The sequence below is a fragment of the Streptomyces sp. NRRL S-340 genome (assembly GCF_000720185.1).
In the GTDB taxonomy this organism is placed as follows: domain Bacteria; phylum Actinomycetota; class Actinomycetes; order Streptomycetales; family Streptomycetaceae; genus Streptomyces.
Map to the genome: position 1 here is coordinate 110,759 of NZ_JOIY01000007.1, position 15,723 is coordinate 126,481.

15 protein-coding genes and 2 tRNA genes are annotated in these 15,723 nt (G+C 72.4%); 8 read left to right on the plus strand and 9 right to left on the minus strand.

The features are described from left to right. Positions 1–50: 50 nt before the first annotated feature. Together IG64_RS06960 and IG64_RS06965 are read right to left on the minus strand one after the other, a co-directional pair. The gene (locus IG64_RS06960; protein WP_037853177.1) at positions 51–1,205 is read right to left on the minus strand and encodes a glutathione-independent formaldehyde dehydrogenase; all 1,155 of its coding nucleotides are present in this window, start codon (positions 1,203–1,205) and stop codon (positions 51–53) included. Positions 1,206–1,498: 293 nt separating this feature from the next. Next, the gene (locus IG64_RS06965) at positions 1,499–2,230 is read right to left on the minus strand and encodes an aspartate/glutamate racemase family protein (protein ID WP_037853179.1); all 732 of its coding nucleotides are present in this window, start codon (positions 2,228–2,230) and stop codon (positions 1,499–1,501) included. A gap of 153 nt (positions 2,231–2,383) precedes the next feature. Between IG64_RS06965 and ehuB the strand changes: the two genes are divergently transcribed. From ehuB to IG64_RS06990, 5 genes are all read left to right on the plus strand, one after another. Beyond that, a complete protein-coding gene (gene ehuB / locus IG64_RS06970; protein ID WP_037853180.1) occupies positions 2,384–3,298 on the plus strand; it encodes an ectoine/hydroxyectoine ABC transporter substrate-binding protein EhuB in 915 nt (304 codons plus the stop codon). Beyond that, positions 3,295–4,008 (plus strand): ectoine/hydroxyectoine ABC transporter permease subunit EhuC, encoded by a 714-nt coding sequence (gene ehuC, locus IG64_RS06975; protein WP_037853182.1) that lies wholly within the window; start codon positions 3,295–3,297, stop codon positions 4,006–4,008. The genes ehuB and ehuC overlap by 4 nt, the downstream gene beginning before the upstream one ends. Continuing rightward, positions 4,005–4,655: an ectoine/hydroxyectoine ABC transporter permease subunit EhuD gene (gene ehuD, locus IG64_RS06980; RefSeq protein ID WP_037853184.1), complete on the plus strand. Its 651-nt coding sequence runs from the start codon at positions 4,005–4,007 to the stop codon at positions 4,653–4,655. Before ehuC ends, ehuD begins: the two co-directional genes overlap by 4 nt. Positions 4,656–4,707: 52 nt before the next feature. Then, positions 4,708–5,487 carry an ectoine/hydroxyectoine ABC transporter ATP-binding protein EhuA gene (ehuA, locus tag IG64_RS06985; protein WP_051812451.1) on the plus strand — a complete coding sequence of 260 codons (780 nt, stop codon included), beginning with the start codon at positions 4,708–4,710 and terminating at the stop codon, positions 5,485–5,487. 202 nt (positions 5,488–5,689) lie between these two features. Continuing rightward, positions 5,690–5,763: transfer RNA gene (locus tag IG64_RS06990), tRNA-Lys, on the plus strand. Positions 5,764–5,826: 63 nt separating this feature from the next. Here the strand turns inward: IG64_RS06990 and IG64_RS06995 are convergent. The 3 genes from IG64_RS06995 to IG64_RS07005 form a co-directional block, all read right to left on the minus strand. Continuing rightward, positions 5,827–6,285, minus strand: a complete 459-nt coding sequence (locus IG64_RS06995; RefSeq protein ID WP_037853194.1) for a DUF3592 domain-containing protein — start codon at positions 6,283–6,285, stop codon at positions 5,827–5,829. Positions 6,286–6,437: 152 nt separating this feature from the next. Then, complete coding sequence (locus tag IG64_RS07000; protein ID WP_037853197.1) at positions 6,438–7,043, minus strand: lytic polysaccharide monooxygenase auxiliary activity family 9 protein; 606 nt, start codon at positions 7,041–7,043, stop codon at positions 6,438–6,440. A gap of 106 nt (positions 7,044–7,149) precedes the next feature. Continuing rightward, a complete protein-coding gene (locus IG64_RS07005; protein ID WP_037853198.1) occupies positions 7,150–8,265 on the minus strand; it encodes an SPFH domain-containing protein in 1,116 nt (371 codons plus the stop codon). Positions 8,266–8,453: 188 nt separating this feature from the next. On the opposite strand from IG64_RS07005, the gene IG64_RS07010 reads away from it, so the two are divergent. The 3 genes from IG64_RS07010 (at position 8,454) to IG64_RS07020 (ending at position 12,835) form a co-directional block, all read left to right on the plus strand. After that, positions 8,454–8,527, plus strand: a tRNA-Lys gene (locus tag IG64_RS07010). A 454-nt stretch (positions 8,528–8,981) separates the two neighbouring features. Continuing rightward, entirely contained in the window at positions 8,982–10,901 is a 1,920-nt protein-coding gene (locus IG64_RS07015; protein WP_037853201.1) for a glycosyltransferase family 2 protein, read from the plus strand. Continuing rightward, entirely contained in the window at positions 10,898–12,835 is a 1,938-nt protein-coding gene (locus IG64_RS07020; RefSeq protein WP_037853203.1) for a kelch motif-containing protein, read from the plus strand. The genes IG64_RS07015 and IG64_RS07020 overlap by 4 nt, the downstream gene beginning before the upstream one ends. Before the next feature lie 83 nt (positions 12,836–12,918). On the opposite strand, the gene IG64_RS07025 is transcribed toward IG64_RS07020, so the two are convergent. From IG64_RS07025 to IG64_RS07040, 4 genes are all read right to left on the minus strand, one after another. Then, positions 12,919–13,968, minus strand: coding sequence for a glycoside hydrolase family 6 protein (locus IG64_RS07025; RefSeq protein ID WP_037853204.1), 1,050 nt, complete (start codon positions 13,966–13,968; stop codon positions 12,919–12,921). Between the two features lie 81 nt (positions 13,969–14,049). Further along, positions 14,050–14,415 (minus strand): hypothetical protein, encoded by a 366-nt coding sequence (locus tag IG64_RS07030; protein WP_037853218.1) that lies wholly within the window; start codon positions 14,413–14,415, stop codon positions 14,050–14,052. Positions 14,416–14,429: 14 nt separating this feature from the next. Then, positions 14,430–14,825, minus strand: a complete 396-nt coding sequence (locus IG64_RS40150) for a hypothetical protein (RefSeq protein ID WP_051812440.1) — start codon at positions 14,823–14,825, stop codon at positions 14,430–14,432. Between the two features lie 115 nt (positions 14,826–14,940). After that, positions 14,941–15,720, minus strand: coding sequence for an HAD-IIA family hydrolase (locus tag IG64_RS07040; RefSeq protein ID WP_037853220.1), 780 nt, complete (start codon positions 15,718–15,720; stop codon positions 14,941–14,943). Between the last annotated feature and the right edge of the window lie 3 nt (positions 15,721–15,723).

The following is a 15,723-nucleotide window of genomic DNA, read 5'->3' on the forward strand; positions in this document are numbered from 1 at the left end:
TCCGCCTACGCCCCCTCGCGGGGGCCGCCGTGCGTGCCGGGGCGCGCTCCTCACGCCGCCAGGGCGTGTCCCGGGTGGAGGACGACCTTCGTGTAGCCCTCGATCCGCTTGTCGAACTTCTCGTAGGCCTGCGGAGCCTGGTCGAGCGGCAGTTCGTGCGAGACCACGAAGCTGGGCTTGGCCCGCCCGGCGATGATCAGGTCACGCAGCTGGCGGTTGTACCGCTTGACGTTGCACTGGCCGGTGCCCATCTGCTGGCCCTTTTCGAACATCCTGCCGATGGAGACCAGGAGCTGGCCGTGCTTGGCGTGCTCGTCGGGCCCGCCCGGGTCGGACGGGACGTACAGGCCCGGTATGCCGAGCATGCCGGTGGGCCGTACCGTCTCGACGAGCGTGTTGAGGACGACGGCGGGCTCCTCGTGGCTCGCGTCCTTGTGCGACTGGGCCTGGTAGCCGACGGCGTCCACGCCCTTGTCGGTGCCCTCGCCTCCCGTCTGTTCCTTGATCTGCCCGGCCGGGTCGCCCTTGGTGAAGTCGATGGGGATGGCCCCGATCTCCTCCGCCTTGGCCAGGCGCTCGGGCACCCGGTCCACCGAGAACACCTTCGACGCGCCGCGCAGCAGCGCCGAGTAGGCGGCCATCAGCCCCACCGGTCCGGCACCGAAGACGGCCACGGACTCGCCGGGGATGACCTGGGCGAGTTCACACCCGTGGTAGCCGGTCGGGAAGATGTCGGCGAGCAGTACGAAGTCCGTCTCGAACTCCTCCCCCGGCGGCAGTTTCAGGCAGTTGAAGTCGGCGAAGGGCACGCGCAGGCGTTCGGCCTGGCCACCGGTGTAGGGACCCATCGCGACGTATCCGTAGGCGCCGCCGGCGAATCCCGGGTTGACCGTCAGGCAGAACCCGGTCTTTCCGGCGAGGCAGTTCTTGCAGAACCCGCACGCGACGTTGAACGGCATGACGACCCGGTCACCCTCGGCCAGGGAGGTCACCCCGCTGCCGGCCTCCTCCACGATGCCGAGGTTCTCGTGGCCGAAGACGATGCCCGCCTCGGCGGCCGTGCGGCCCTCGTACATGTGCAGGTCGGACCCGCAGATCGCGCTCGACGTGACCCGTACGATCACGTCGTTGGGATGCTGGATCCGCGGATCGTCGACATCGCGCACCGTCACGTTGAAGGGCTTTTCGTAGACGACGGCTTTCACCTTCGGTCACCTCCGCGTCATCGCTCCACGACAGCGGCGACGACGGACCGCGACCCGGGCGGGACACGGGCGCGGGACACGGGAGGACACGCGGACGCGATCACGGACCGGCGGGTACCGCCGGTGTGCCGGTGCGTGCCCGGGCCGGGCCCGGGACGTTCTCGCCGCACCGCCGGACATCTCCAGGTAACGCCTGTGCGAGAGCACCCGCAAGCGCGGCCCGAACCCGGCGCGGGCCCCGTCCCGGCCTCGAACCGGTCTCCCGCGGACGTCACGCGAAGCTCATACGAACCTCATACCTGGACGATCGGTTCCCGGGTGAACAGCGCGCCCAGCCCCGGGGCGTTGACGCGGCGGTCGGTGAGCCGCAGCGCCTCCCAGACGGTCACCTGGTTCGCGGTGAGGACGGGCTTGCCCAGGTCCTTCTCCAGGACCGCGATGTGGGAGGCGGTGTGCAGGGCGGTGTCCGGCAGGAGGACCGCCTCGGCGTCCGGCGTGTCGGCCGCGCGCGCCAGGGCGAGGATCTCCGCCTCGTCCCAGGCCGCCGCCTGCGCCGCGCCGGCGACCCCGGCACTGTGCTCGGCGACCACCTCCACCTGCCCGGCCCGCAGGAACTCGGTGAACAGGGCCGTCACCTCCTGCGGATAGGTCGCCGCGACCGCGACCCGCCGCGCCCCGATCTCGCGCACCGCGTACACGAAGCCGAAGGAGGTCGCCGAGGCCGGCATGCCGACCGCCCGGGCCAGGGCGCGCACCTGCTGGTGGGCGCCGTCCCAGCCGTGCACGAAGCTGCCGCTGGTGCTGGCCCAGACCACCGCCTCGGCGCCGGACAGCCGCAGCCCCTCCACGCTGCGCGCCACCTGGTCGACCGCGCCGGTCCCGCGCAGCGCCTCCAGCCGGTACGCGTCCTCACCGATCCCGGTGTGGACGAGATCGACCCGGATGTCACTGCCCAGGAGCTGCTCGATGCGCGGATAGTCGTCCTCGGCGAAATGGCCCGGGTAGAGGAATCCGAGTGCGGTCATGTCCTGCCTTCCTGGTGCGGTCGCGCTGCCGTGGGGACCCGCCGTGGGGGGGCCGCCGGGGGGCGGTGGCCGGGAGCCGTCGCGGTGCGGGTACCCAGCGGGGCGCCGATTTTGCTTCGCATAACTTCGGTTCGCTTGGGTAGCGGCGCGCTCATGGCTCCACCACATGGACTTGGAAGAGGCAGACGGACACCCGGGCGGCCCAGCCGCCGGTCGCTGCTCGCGGGGGTCGCGGCGGCCGGTGCGCTCGGCGCGGCCGGGTGCAGCCGCGTGGCCACGGCGTCCGCCGCCGGGGGCGGTGACCTCCTGGACCGGCTCAGGGCCCAGGGGGTCGTACGGCTCGGCATCGCGGGCGAGATCCCGTTCGGGTACATCGGCAAGGACGGGAAGGTGACGGGCGAGGCGCCCGAGCTGGCCAAGGTGATCTTCAAGCGGCTCGGGGTGGACCGGGTGCAGCCCGTGCCCACGGAGTTCGGCTCCCTGATCCCGGGTCTGAACTCCCAGCAGTTCGACGTCGTGGCCGCCGGGATGTACATCAACGCCGACCGCTGCGAGCAGGTCCTGTTCGCCGATCCCGACTACCGGATGCTCGACTCGTTCATCGTCCGCAAGGGCAACCCGAAGGGGCTGCACGACTACCGGGACGTCGTGGCGAAGCAGGCCAGGTTCGCCACCGGGACCGGCTACGCGGAGATCCAGTACGCGGTCGAGGCCGGGTACCGGCAGAGCGACATCCTGATCGTGCCCGACCAGGTGGCGGGGCTGAACGCCGTCGAGGCCGGCCGGGTGGACGTCTTCGCCGGCACCGCGCTCACCACCCGCGAGGTGGTGAGGAAGTCCTCGAAGGCCGAGGCCACCAAGCCGTTCGCGCCGCTGGTGAAGGGCAAGCCGCACGTCGACGGCGGCGGTTTCGCCTTCCGGCCGACCGAGACGAAGCTGCGGGACGCCTTCAACACCGAGCTGCACCGGCTGAAGAAGAGCGGCGAGCTGTTCCGGATCCTGAAGCCCTTCGGGTTCTCGCGGGACGAGATGACGGATCTGACCGCGAAGGAGCTGTGCGGCGGATGACGACAGGACTGTGGGAACTCGTACTCCAGGGCGTGTGGATCACCGTCCAGCTGCTGTTCTTCAGCGCACTGCTGGCCTGCGCCGTCTCCTTCGCGGTCGGTGTCGCCCGCACCCACCGGCTGTGGATCGTCCGCTTCGTGGCGGGCTTCTACACCGAGGTGTTCCGCGGGACCTCCGCACTGGTGATGATCTTCTGGGTGTTCTTCGTGCTGCCGCCCGCCTTCGGCTGGCAGCTGGTGCCGATGTGGGCGGGCACGCTCGCGCTGGGACTGACCTACGGGGCCTACGGCTCGGAGATCGTGCGCGGCGCGCTGAACTCCGTCGACCCGGCGCAGCGTGAGGGCGGCGTCGCGCTCAGCTTCACGCCCTGGCAGCGGATGCGGCTGATCCTGCTGCCGCAGGCGGTGCCGGAGATGATCCCGCCGTTCAGCAACCTGCTGGTCGAACTGCTCAAGGGCACCTCGCTGGTGTCGGTCATGGGCATGGGCGACCTGGCGTTCAGCGGGAACCTGGTGCGGCTCGCGCTCCAGGAGAGCGCCCACATCTACACGTACATCCTGCTCATCTACTTCGTGATCGCGTTCGCGCTGACCCGGCTGATGCGCGGGCTGGAGAAGCGGCTGAAGCGGGGCGTCGGCAAGGCGGTGCGGGGCGGGGCCGTGACGTCGCCCGAACCCGTGGGCACACCGGTCGGCGGTGGTGCGGCGTGAACTGGGACTGGGGCGCCGTACGCGACTTCCTGCCGCACTTGTGGGACGGTCTGCTCGTCACGCTGCAGGCGCTGGTGCTCGGCTCGGTGATCTCGTTCGTGCTGGGGCTGGTGTGGGCGCTGCTCATGCGGGCGCCGACCCGGTGGGTGCGCTGGCCGGTGGGGGTGGTCACTGAGTTCGTCCGGGACACCCCGCTGCTGGTGCAGCTGTTCTTCCTCTTCTACGTGCTGCCCGAGTGGGGCCTGACGTTCTCCGCGCTGACCACCGGTGTCTTCGCGATCGGGCTGCACTACTCGACGTACACGATGCAGGTCTACCGGGCCGGTATCGAGGCGGTGCCCGCCGGCCAGTGGGAGGCGGCGACGGCGCTGAACCTGCCGCGGCGGCGGACCTGGACGGCGGTGATCCTGCCGCAGGCGGTCCGCCGCGTGGTCCCGGCGCTCGGCAACTACGTCATCTCGATGCTCAAGGACACGCCGCTGCTGATGGCGGTCACGGTGCTGGAGATGCTCGGGCAGGCGCGCCTGTTCTCGCAGCAGCACTTCCAGTTCACCGAGCCGCTGACCGTGATCGGTGTGGCCTTCGTCCTCGTTTCCTATCTGGCCTCCCTCCTCCTGCGAGCACTGGAGCGACGTCTTGTCCGTTGACGCCACGAAGAATCCCGAGACCCCCGAGAACACCGGGAAACCGGAGGGCTCCGTGCACCGGGCCCGGCAGGAACGGGCCGCCGCCCTGACCGGGCGGGGCGAACTGGTCCGGCTGGAGAACGTGACCAAGCGGTTCGGCGACCACACGGTCCTCGACGGCCTGGACTTCCGCGTGGACGCCGGCAGGCACGTCACGCTGATCGGCCCCTCCGGGTCGGGCAAGACGACCATCCTGCGGCTGCTGATGACGCTGACCAGGCCGGACGAGGGCACCATCATGGTCGACGGCGAGCAGCTCTTCCCGGCGCCCGAGAAGCGGGTCCGGGAGATCCGCAAGAAGATCGGCATGGTCTTCCAGCACTTCAACCTGTTCCCGAACATGTCGGTGCTGCGGAACGTCACCGAGGCTCCCGTCACGGTGCTCGGCCTGTCCAGGGACGAGGCGGAGGTCCGCGCGCGGGAGCTGCTGGAGCTGGTGGGGCTGGCCGGGAAGTGCGACGCGCGGCCCGCGCAGCTGTCCGGCGGCCAGCAGCAGCGGGTGGCCATCGCCCGGGCGCTGGCGATGCGGCCGCAGGTGCTGCTGCTGGACGAGGTGACCTCCGCGCTCGACCCGGAGCTGGTCGCGGGCGTCCTGGACGTGCTGCGGGACATCGCCCGCTCCACGGACATCACGATGCTGTGCGTGACCCACGAGATGGGCTTCGCCCGGGACATCTCCGACCAGGTGCTGATGTTCGACTCGGGGCGGGTGGTGGAGGCCGGGCCGCCGGAGCAGATCTTCGGGGACCCGGAGCAGGAGCGGACGCGGGAGTTCCTCAGCGCGGTGCTGTGACCTGGCCGCCGGGGCCCGGCGGGCCTCCCTCGGCGGCATTCCCGCGCCCGCGCCCGCGTCCGGTCCGCGGGCCGGCGGGACCGGGTCAGGGACCGGTCCCGCGCCCCGTCCCGGTGGTCCCCGGTGGTGGTCACGAGCACCCCCGGGGACCGGGTAGTATTTTCTTCGTCGCCGGCCGCGGGAAGCGGACGGCGGGAGTCATGCGCCGCTAGCTCAGTTGGTTAGAGCAGCTGACTCTTAATCAGCGGGTCCGGGGTTCGAGTCCCTGGCGGCGCACGCAACGGTGAGGCCGGTTCACACGACGTGGACCGGCCTCACCGCTTTTCGCGCGTCCGGCACTCACGGCAGGAGACCGCCGGACGCGGAGAAGACCACGTGGACGGCGGCCATGAACGCGAGGCACCCGGCGACGAACACCCCGAGGAACGCGCAGACGCAGCCCTGGCCGGCCGCGAGCAGACCCGGCGCGGGGGCGTGCGCCGTGGCGCGCTCCGGCTGCCCGGCCGGGTGGCGCACGGTGACGACGTCGCCCTCGACGACGGTCGCCGGGCCGCCGCTCTCGGCGAACCGCACGGCGCGCCCCTCGGGCGTGGTGAACTCGTACACGTGGTGCATCCCGGCGCTCCCGGACGTGCCGCCGCCGCTGGTGGCCGTGTACGCCCGCAGGCACCGGGCCTGGGCGGTGAGGCCGCTGCGCCAGGCCCGCCGCAGGCGGCTCGCCTGCCGGGCGACGGCGACCAGTACGCAGACCGCGCCGCCCGCCATGAGTGCCGGGACGATGTAGAAGAGCGTTTCCATGGAGCCCCCCGAGCGCCGTGCGCGGCCGTGATCGGCCGGCGTGGACGGGAGGCTACCCACGCCGGCCGTGCCGCTCGCTCAAGGAAAGCTCTGAGAACCGCCGGACCGCTCCCGGGCGGGCGCCCGGCGGGTCCCGGGGCCGGGCCGGGGGGTCAGAACGTGACGTCCGAGCAGGCGTAGAACGCGTTGCCCGTGTCGGCGATCGTCCAGACCGCGAGGATGACGTGGTGGCCGCTCAGGCCGCTGGGCAGGGTGCCGCTGTGGCTGAGGGTGGCCGGGGGCTGCTTGCCGCCGTAGGGGATCGTCAGGAACGGGGTCGTGTCGAGGTCCGCGCGGGTCAGGGCGTGGTCCTGGTTCCAGCCCTGCCGGGTGACGTAGTACTTGAAGTCGGTCGTGGCGTGCCGTGCCTCGAACTGCCAGCGGAAGGTGTAGCTCTGGCCGCCGGTGACCTTGGTGGTGGGCCAGGCGGCACCCTGGGGGGTGCGGGCGCCGTCGAGCTGCCCGAACCGGTCCAGGCCGCCCGAGCACAGGTGGCCGTCCGCCGGCCCGCGCGCCGGGAAGCCCTTGGGGCCCTCGACGCTCTGCGGCTCCCACTGGATCTCGCCGCAGCCCCGCACCGTGCCGTCGGCGCAGAGGAGCTGCCTGCTGATGGGGAGGTCGGTGTACCCGTGGCCGCTGGCGCCGCCGGCGGAGAGCACGAGGGCTCCGGCGGTGGTCAGGCCCAGCACGGCCGCGTACAGCTTGGCCTTGGTGCGCATGAAGTCGCTCCTGGTGAACGTGTGGGGAAGTTCGGTGAGCAGGACCTGTGCGTTGGTCTAGACCAAGAACCAGACTATGGCGACTACTTGAACATGTCCATACCAATCACGGGATGGTTTCCCGGCGTCCGGCGCAGAACGCCACCGTCAGGTCCCGCACCAGCACCTTGCGTTCGCCGTCGTCCAGATCGACCAGCCCGCGCATGGTCAGCCGGGTCACCGTGTCCTCGACCGAGTCCACCACCGAGGTCAGGGCACTGGCCCGGTCGCGGGCGTCCAGGGCGGCCACACCGCGCCGGTGCATGGCGCCGGCGACCTCCGGGGCGTACTCGACACGCGCCGGGCGGACGGAGAACACCTCCAGACCGGCCGGCTCCGCCTCCCGCGCCACCCACCGGGTCAGCGCCTCCCCGGCCGCCTCCACCGCGCCCCGCACGCCCCCGGCACCGCGCACCGTCACCCGCGCCAGCGCGGCCTCCACGCACGCGCGCAGGTACGCCTCGTGGTCGTCGACCCCGAGCACGGCCCGCGCGGTGTCCCGCACCCGCCAGACCACGAGCACCACCACCCGCAGCGCGATCCCGTCCGCGTCGGCGGCCGGCATCGGCTCGCTGCGCCAGTGCCGCAGCCGCACGTCGACGCCGCGGCGCGGCAGGAGCGGATTGATCCACAGCAGCCCGGCACGCCGGACGGTCCCGCGGTAGCGGCCGAACAGCCCGAGCACCCACGCCCGCCCGGAGCGCCCCCTGGTCAGCCCGCCGAAGCCGAACAGGGCGAGCGCCCCGGCCCCGGCGTACGCGGCCCACTGCGGCAGGCCGAGCCCCGCGCCCGCACCGGCCGGCAGCCGCAGCGCGTGGGCGGCGAGCGGCGGCAGCACCCCCGCCCACCAGGAGGTGAGCACGCAGCCCGCCGTCCCGCACGCACCGACGAGGACACCGGCGGCACCCGGCAGCACCCGGGCCGGCCGCTCCACCAGGCCGGGATCGGACGCGGGCGCCGGGCCGGCCGGGGCGGGCACCCGGCGGCGCTGGCGCGGCCGCTCGCCGGTGCCGCGCCTGCTGCCCACCACGGCGGGCCGGAGCGCGGCCGCGGGAGGGTCGCGGTCGAGCCGGCCGGGGCCGGGATCGTCCCGGAAGAGCAGGTGGAGAGGGATCTCGGTGGTCGCCTCGTTCTGGATGAGCCGGGGGAAGGAACGATTCGGCCGGTCAGCCGGGAGCTCCATGCGATCCACGTCACACTCCATACGGACTTGTCCGGATCTGTGCACGTTGATCAGTGTCACAATCGGCCCGGAAATACGCATGTCTGACGGTCCGAATGATGGAAACGACGCCTTCCGGAGCAGGTCCGCCGCCCCGGCCGTGGTCACAGGCACCTCACCGCGTCCTGTAAAGTTGTCCACGTCAGCAGGCGCCGCTAGCTCAGTTGGTTAGAGCAGCTGACTCTTAATCAGCGGGTCCGGGGTTCGAGTCCCTGGCGGCGCACGGTGACGACGGCGGTCGTGTTCGCGGAAAGCGCTAGCACGACCGCCGTCTTCTTTTGCGCGCGCGCCGCGCCGCGTACGGCGAGGCCCCCACGTCGCCCCGCATCCGCCCCCATCCCCGCTCGCTCGCACTCCTGTGCGCCCGCCCCTCTCGCATCCATATGAGCCGTTACTCCGCTTTCGGCATGGTGCGATCACGCTGAGCCGCAGGACTCTGGCCGTCACCATGCCGACTGCCGACGGCAGTTGGAGACCGCGGGGCGTCGCGGGTGGCGGCGGGGGCCCTCGGGAGCGGTGCGGCCGGGGCGCGAGGGATTTCGAAAGATCGTTTGAACCAGTTGCCCGATGCGTGGGAAAAGGGGTCCCGCTGCGTCGAGGGCGGCGGAGGCGGGCAGCCATGCAACCGGTACGGAACCGGATCAACACGCGCTGACCGGCGTGTGGGGGGATGAGTCATGACGTCGACGCCGCCGGGCGCCCGGCACCAGCAGAACGCGTCCGAGACGACCCGGGCGCGGGGGCCGGCGCGCCGCACCGGCAGCACCACCGGCGATCTCCGCAGGATCAGGAGCACCCTGCCGAGATACGACTACGAGCACCACAGCCGCCTGGCGGGACCGCTCACCCGGCCCGCCCCGGACCGGCCCTACCAGGTGCAGTACCGCTCGCTGCTCTCGCAGGAGCCGCACCGGCTGCGGGCCGCGCTGATGCCGGCCGCCGCGCCGCTGCTCTCCCTGGTCCTGCTGGCCTGGCTGATGCGGCCGCAGCACTGGACCGAGCGGGACCACCCGGCCTACGGCTTCCTGCCGGTCCTCGACGGGGTCATGCTCGTCTCGATCGGTCTGATCGAGTTCTTCCGCTGCCTGAACGTGCTGTCCAACGCGCACGCCACCCTGGTCGCCCGCGACCCGGTCCCGGTGGTGCCGGAGGCCGGTACCCGCGTCGCCTTCCTCACCACCTTCGTACCCGGCAAGGAACCGCTGGAGATGGTCGCGCGGACCCTGCGGGCGGCCGTCCGGCTGCGGCACCGGGGCGTCATGCACGTGTGGCTGCTCGACGAGGGCGACGACGCCGGGGTGAAGGCGGTCTGCGCGCGCCTGGGCGTGCACCACTTCACCCGCAAGGGCGTCGAGCGCTGGAACCGGCCGAGCGGCCCGCACCGCGCGAGGACCAAGCACGGCAACTACAACGCCTGGCTCCAGGCGCACGGGGACGAGTACGACTTCTTCGCCTCCGTCGACACCGACCACGTCCCGCTGCCCAACTACCTGGAGCGGATGCTCGGCTACTTCCGTGACCCGGACGTCGGCTTCGTCGTCGGCCCGCAGGTCTACGGCAACTACGACACCTTCGTCACCAAGGCCGCCGAGTCGCAGCAGTTCCTCTTCCACGCGCTGATCCAGCGGGCCGGCAACCGCTACGGCACGCCCATGTTCGTCGGCACCTCCAACGCCGTGCGGATCAGCGCCGTCAAGCAGATCGGCGGCCTGTACGACTCGATCACCGAGGACATGGCGACCGGGTTCGAGATGCACCGCGCGAAGAACCCGGCCACGGGCCGCCGGTGGAAGTCCGTCTACACCCCGGACGTGCTCGCGGTCGGCGAGGGGCCGAACTCCTGGACGGACTTCTTCACCCAGCAACTGCGCTGGTCCCGGGGGACGTACGAGACGATCCTCAAGCAGTACTGGAAGGGGTTCGGCTCGCTGCCGCCGGGCCGGCTCCTCCACTACACCATGCTGGTCATCTTCTATCCGATGTCCGCGCTGAACTGGATCCTGGCCGCGCTGAGCTGCGCGCTCTTCCTGGGCCTCGGCGCCTCCGGCGTGAACATCGACCCCGCCGTGTGGCTCATGCTGTACGGCAACGCGTCCGCGCTCCAGATCGGCCTGTACGTCTGGAACCGGCGGCACAACGTCTCCCCGCACGAGCCCGAGGGGTCGGGCGGCGTGGCCGGCATGGTGATGTCCGCGCTGTCGGCGCCGGTCTACGCCCGCTCACTGATGGACGCGGCGCTGCGCCGCCGGAGCGGGTTCGTGGTGACACCGAAGGGCGAGTCGGCGAGCCCCGACACCCTGTTCGGCACGTTCCGCGTCCACTGGTTCTTCGTCCTGGTCTTCGGCGGCTCGATCGCGGCCGGTCTCGCACGCGGCCACGCCCACCCCGCGATGCTCGTCTGGGCCGCGCTCGCCCTGCTCATCACCGTCTCGCCCGTGGCCCTCTGGCGCTGGTCGCTGCGGCGCGCCCGGCGTGCCCCGGCGCCCGCCCGGCCGGTGGCGGCTCCGGCGCCCGTGGCGGCAGAGCCGGAGGACGCCCCGCAGGACGCCGTGCCACCGGCGTACGCGGGCCACGGAGCGGGAGGGCGTCACGCATGAGGGACCAGGCCGGCCTCCGCCGGGCCCGCCGGATCGGGATCGGGGCGGTGGTGGTGCTCGCCCTGGCCGGGACGAACGGGCCGTGGCTCTACCGCTTCGGCACGGCGCGCTATCACCAGTACAGGATCGACGAGCCCGGGTACAAGGCGGCCAACGGGCACTGGGACGTCGTCGAGTTCCCCAGGGAGTACCGGCAGGACACCATCCACGCGGTGCTGCTGCACACCGGCAAGGTCCTGCTGGTGGCGGGCTCGGGCAACAACCAGGCGAACTTCGACGCGAAGAAGTTCGACTCGCGCGTCTGGGACCCGGTCAAGGGCACCGTCAGGAAGGTGCCCACGCCCAACGACCTGTTCTGCACCGGCCACACCCAACTGGCCGACGGCAGCATCCTGATCGCGGGCGGCACCAAGCGGTACGAGAAGCTCAGGGGCGACGTCACCAAGGCCGGCGGCCTGATGATCGTCCACAACGAGAACCCGGACAAGCCGGTCACGCTGCCCGCCGGGACGCGGTTCACCGGGAAGGCGAACGGCAGGACGTTCGTCTCCAGGGACCCGGTGCTCGTGCCGCGCGCGCGGAAGAACTTCGACCGCGGGACGGGGAAGTTCCTCGGCACCACCGCGGGGCTCGGCCGGATCTACGTCGAGGCGCAGAAGAGCGGCGCCCGCTACGAGACCGGCACCCAGGACAACTACCGGATCCAGGGCCTGGCCGGCGCCGACGCCCGCAACACCTACGGCATCGCGCAGAAGCTCGCCCTGGACAAGAAGGACTTCCAGGGGATCCGGGACACCTACGAGTTCGACCCGGTCGCCGAGAAGTACATCAAGACCGACCCGATGCACGAGGCCCGGTGGTACCCGACGCTCACCACGCTCGGCGACGGCAGGATCCTCGGCGTCTCCGGCCTCGACGACATCGGCCAGCTGGTCCCCGGCAAGAACGAGATCTTCGACCCGCGCACGCGGAAGTGGACGTACACCCCGAAGGTCCGTCAGTTCCCGACCTACCCGGCGCTGTTCCTGATGCAGAACGGCAGGATCTTCTACTCCGGTTCGAACGCGGGGTACGGTCCCGACGACGTCGGCCGGAAGCCGGGGATCTGGGACGTGCGGAGCAACGCGTTCACCGAGCTGCCCGGGATGAGCGACGCGAGCATGCTGGAGACGTCCGGCACGGTGCTGCTGCCGCCCGCCCAGGACGAGAGGTTCCTGGTCATCGGCGGCGGCGGGGTCGGCGAGTCCCGGCTGTCCAGCAGGAAGACCCGGCTCATCGGCCTGAAGGCGAAGCACCCGCACTTCACCGACGGTCCGGCGCTGGACGAGGGCACCCGCTACCCGCAGGCCTCGGTCCTGCCCGACGACACCGTGCTGGTCTCCGGCGGCTCGAGGGACTACCGGGGCCGCGGTGACTCGGACATCCTCCAGGCCCGCCTCTACGACCCGCGGACCAACGCCTTCCGCCGGGTCGCCGACCCGCTGGTGGGACGTGACTACCACGCGGGCTCGATCCTGCTGCCCGACGGCCGGGTGATGTTCTTCGGCTCCGACCCGCTCTACGGCGACAAGGCCGGCACCAGGCCGGGCACGTTCGAGCAGCGCATCGAGATCTACACACCGCCCTACCTGTACCGGGACACGCGGCCCTCGCTGTCGGGCGGGCCGCGGACCCTCGCGCGGGGCACGTCGGGCACGTTCACCTCGCGGCACGCCACCGTGATCAGGAAGGCCCGGCTGATCCGGCCGAGCGCCTCCACCCACGTCACGGACGTGGACCAGCGCTCGATCGCGCTGGACTTCCACGCGTCCGGCGACAGGGTCACGGTGACGGTCCCGAAGAACCGGAACCTGGTGCAGTCGGGCTGGTACATGCTGTTCGTGGTCGACGACCGGGGCACGCCCAGCCAGGCGCGGTGGGTGAAGGTCCCGTAGGGCCACCCGGCACGCCCCGCCGCCCCGCACGGTCCCCGAGGCGCCCTGCCTCGCTCGGGCGCCCGGGGGCCCGCGCCGCGCGGCTACCCGCTCGCCCGCGCCAGCCCGAGCGCGTACGTCTCCCACCAGTCGCCCGCCGCCGGCCCGCCCTTGCAGGTGCCGTCGGACTCACCGGGGCGCTTGACCCACAGATAGGCGTCCGCCAAGGGGTCGGCGGTCTTCGTGGTGGGGGCCTCGCCGAGGGCGCGGCCGGGCGGGTTGCACCAGCGTTCGCCGGGATCGCCCTGCGTGTAGGGGCCGTTGCCGTTGCGGCTGGTGTCGATGACGAAGTGCTTGCCGCCGACCCTCGCGGAGAGGTGCCTGCCGTAGGCGAGCGAGGCCCGGGTGGAGTAGAAGTTGGAGACGTTGACGGCGAAGCCGTCGGCCCGGTCCACGCCCGCCCGCCGGAGCGGCTCGAAGATCTGGTCGGGCCGGCCCCAGCTGGCGTTGCCCGCGTCCAGGTAGACCCTGGTGTTCTCGAGAGTCTTGAGCGTGGCGACGGCACCCTTGAGGAGGTCGTAGCGCTCCTCCTGGTACTGGCGCGGGGTGCAGCCGTCCACCAGGTGCAGCACCGCGTCCGGCTCCAGGACCACCGTGGCCGCGCGGTCGCCGATGCCGCGGGCAACGCCGTCGACCCAGGCCCGGTAGGCGTCACCGTCGGCGGCGCCGCCGCGCGAGTACCGGCCGCAGTCGCGGTGCGGGATGTCGTAGAGGACGAGCAGGGCGGTGCGGCCCGCCCGGGCGGCGGCCTCGGTGAAGCCGCGCGCCTCCCGCTCGGGGTTCTCCGGTCCGATCCACTCACCGGTCGGCTGCTCGGCGATCTTGCGGATCTGCTCGGCGTCGGCCTTCCGGCCGGACTTGGCGTAGGCGGCGACCTGGCGGGCGGCCCGGCTGTCCGGGTCGACCCAGAACGGGCCGGCCGCCCGGGGCCGCTGGCCGATCGCGGCCCCCGCACCGCCGGCCCCGCCCTTCCCGTCTCCTCCCCCGCCCCCGGCGGAACACCCGGTGACCATCAGCGCCGCTCCCAGCAGCATCGCGCACGCCCGGGTCCGCGCCGCGGGGACGTGCGAGAGCGCCCCCCTCGTGCCGTGCATACGACTCCCCCTCGGTGCACCGGGCCGTACGGCCGCACGTCCCGCATTCCGCGCGTTCCATGCTGCCAGGCGGCGGCACGCTCACGGGCCGGTTCGGGGCAGGTACACCGAGACGGCGGGGCCGGGGAGTTCGGGGCGCCGGGCGGGGTGGTCCTGGGCGGGACGGCCGACGGCGGCCATGTCGCCGGTCGTCGGCGCGGCCGGCCGGCGCCCTGCCTCGGCGGACGCGCCGCCCCACTGCCACAGCGCCAGCAGCAGCACCACCCAGACCAGCCCGGCGACGAGGCGGCCGAGCCCACGCAGACGATCGGTGACGCGCGGGAGACCGGTGACGCCAGACCGTGCGGTGGCACACGGAGGTCCGGTGACGCCAGACCGCGCGGGGACGCGCGGGCGTTCCGTCACACGCGGGCGTTCGGTGACGCGCGGGCGTTCGGTGTCGGACATCGTGATCCCGTCCTTCAGTCCTCGGTCCGCCGGCGGCCGTGCGGGGCGGCGTCGTCGTCCCCGGGGCGGCCCGCGCCGCGTGCGCCGCGTGCGCCGCGTGCCCGCGGCAGGAGGACGACGGCCGCCGCCGCGACTCCCGCGAGGACCAGTCCGGTCACCGCGTGCGCCATGCCGGGCGCGGCCGCGACGGCGTGCGGGTCCGCGGGGGCGGAGGGGGCCGGGCGCGCCTGCACCGGGACGACGGCGACGGCGACGCCGCCGGGGGCGGGCGGCGCGGACGCCGGGGCACGGCCGCCACCGGCCCCGGCCGCTCCCTGGATGCTGCCGGAGGTGGTGGCGGGGGCCATGGCCGGGGCGAAGGCACCGGCCACCAGCAGCCCTGTGCACAGAGTCAGGCGCAGCGAACCCATCGTGACACCTCCGGTACCAGGAGACGTCACGGAGCCCGGGACCGCATCCGCGACCGGCCGGTACTGCTCCGTACGGGTGACCGGCCGACGGGTCAGGGCCCGCCCGGGGCCGGCGTCAGACGCGTTCCACCAGGTCGGCGATGGAGTCGATGACCTCGGACGGGCGGAACGGGTAGCGGTCGACGTCCTTGGGCTGCGTCACGCCGGTCAGCACCAGGAAGGTGCGCATCCCGGCCTCCAGACCGGCGAGCACGTCGGTGTCCATCCGGTCGCCGATCATGGCGGAGGTCTCGGAGTGGGCGCCGATCGCGTTCAGCCCGGCCCGCATCATCAGCGGGTTGGGCTTGCCCACGAAGTACGGCTTCTTGCCCGTCGCCGCGGTGATCAGGGCGGCGACCGAGCCGGTGGCGGGCAGGTCGCCCTCCACGGAGGGGCCGACGTTGTCGGGGTTGGTGGCGATGAACCGGGCCCCGTCGTTGATCAGCCGCACGGCCTTCGTCAGGGCCTCGAAGGAGTACGTCCGGGTCTCGCCGAGGATCACGAAGTCGGGGTCGTGGTCGGTGAGGACGTAGCCGATGTCGTGCAGCGCGGTCGTCAGGCCGGCCTCGCCGATGACGTAGGCGCTGCCGCCGGGCCGCTGGTCGTCGAGGAACTGGGCGGTCGCCAGTGCGGAGGTCCAGATGTTCTCCTCCGGCACGTCCAGGCCCATGCGGCGCAGCCGGGCGTGCAGGTCGCGCTGGGTGTAGATCGAGTTGTTGGTCAGCACCAGGAACGGCCGGCCCGAATCACGCAGCGTCTTCAGGAAGGCGTCGGCGCCGGGGATCGGAACACCCTCGTGGATCAGGACACCGTCCATGTCGGTGAGCCACGACTCGATGGGCTTGCGGTCTGCCATGGG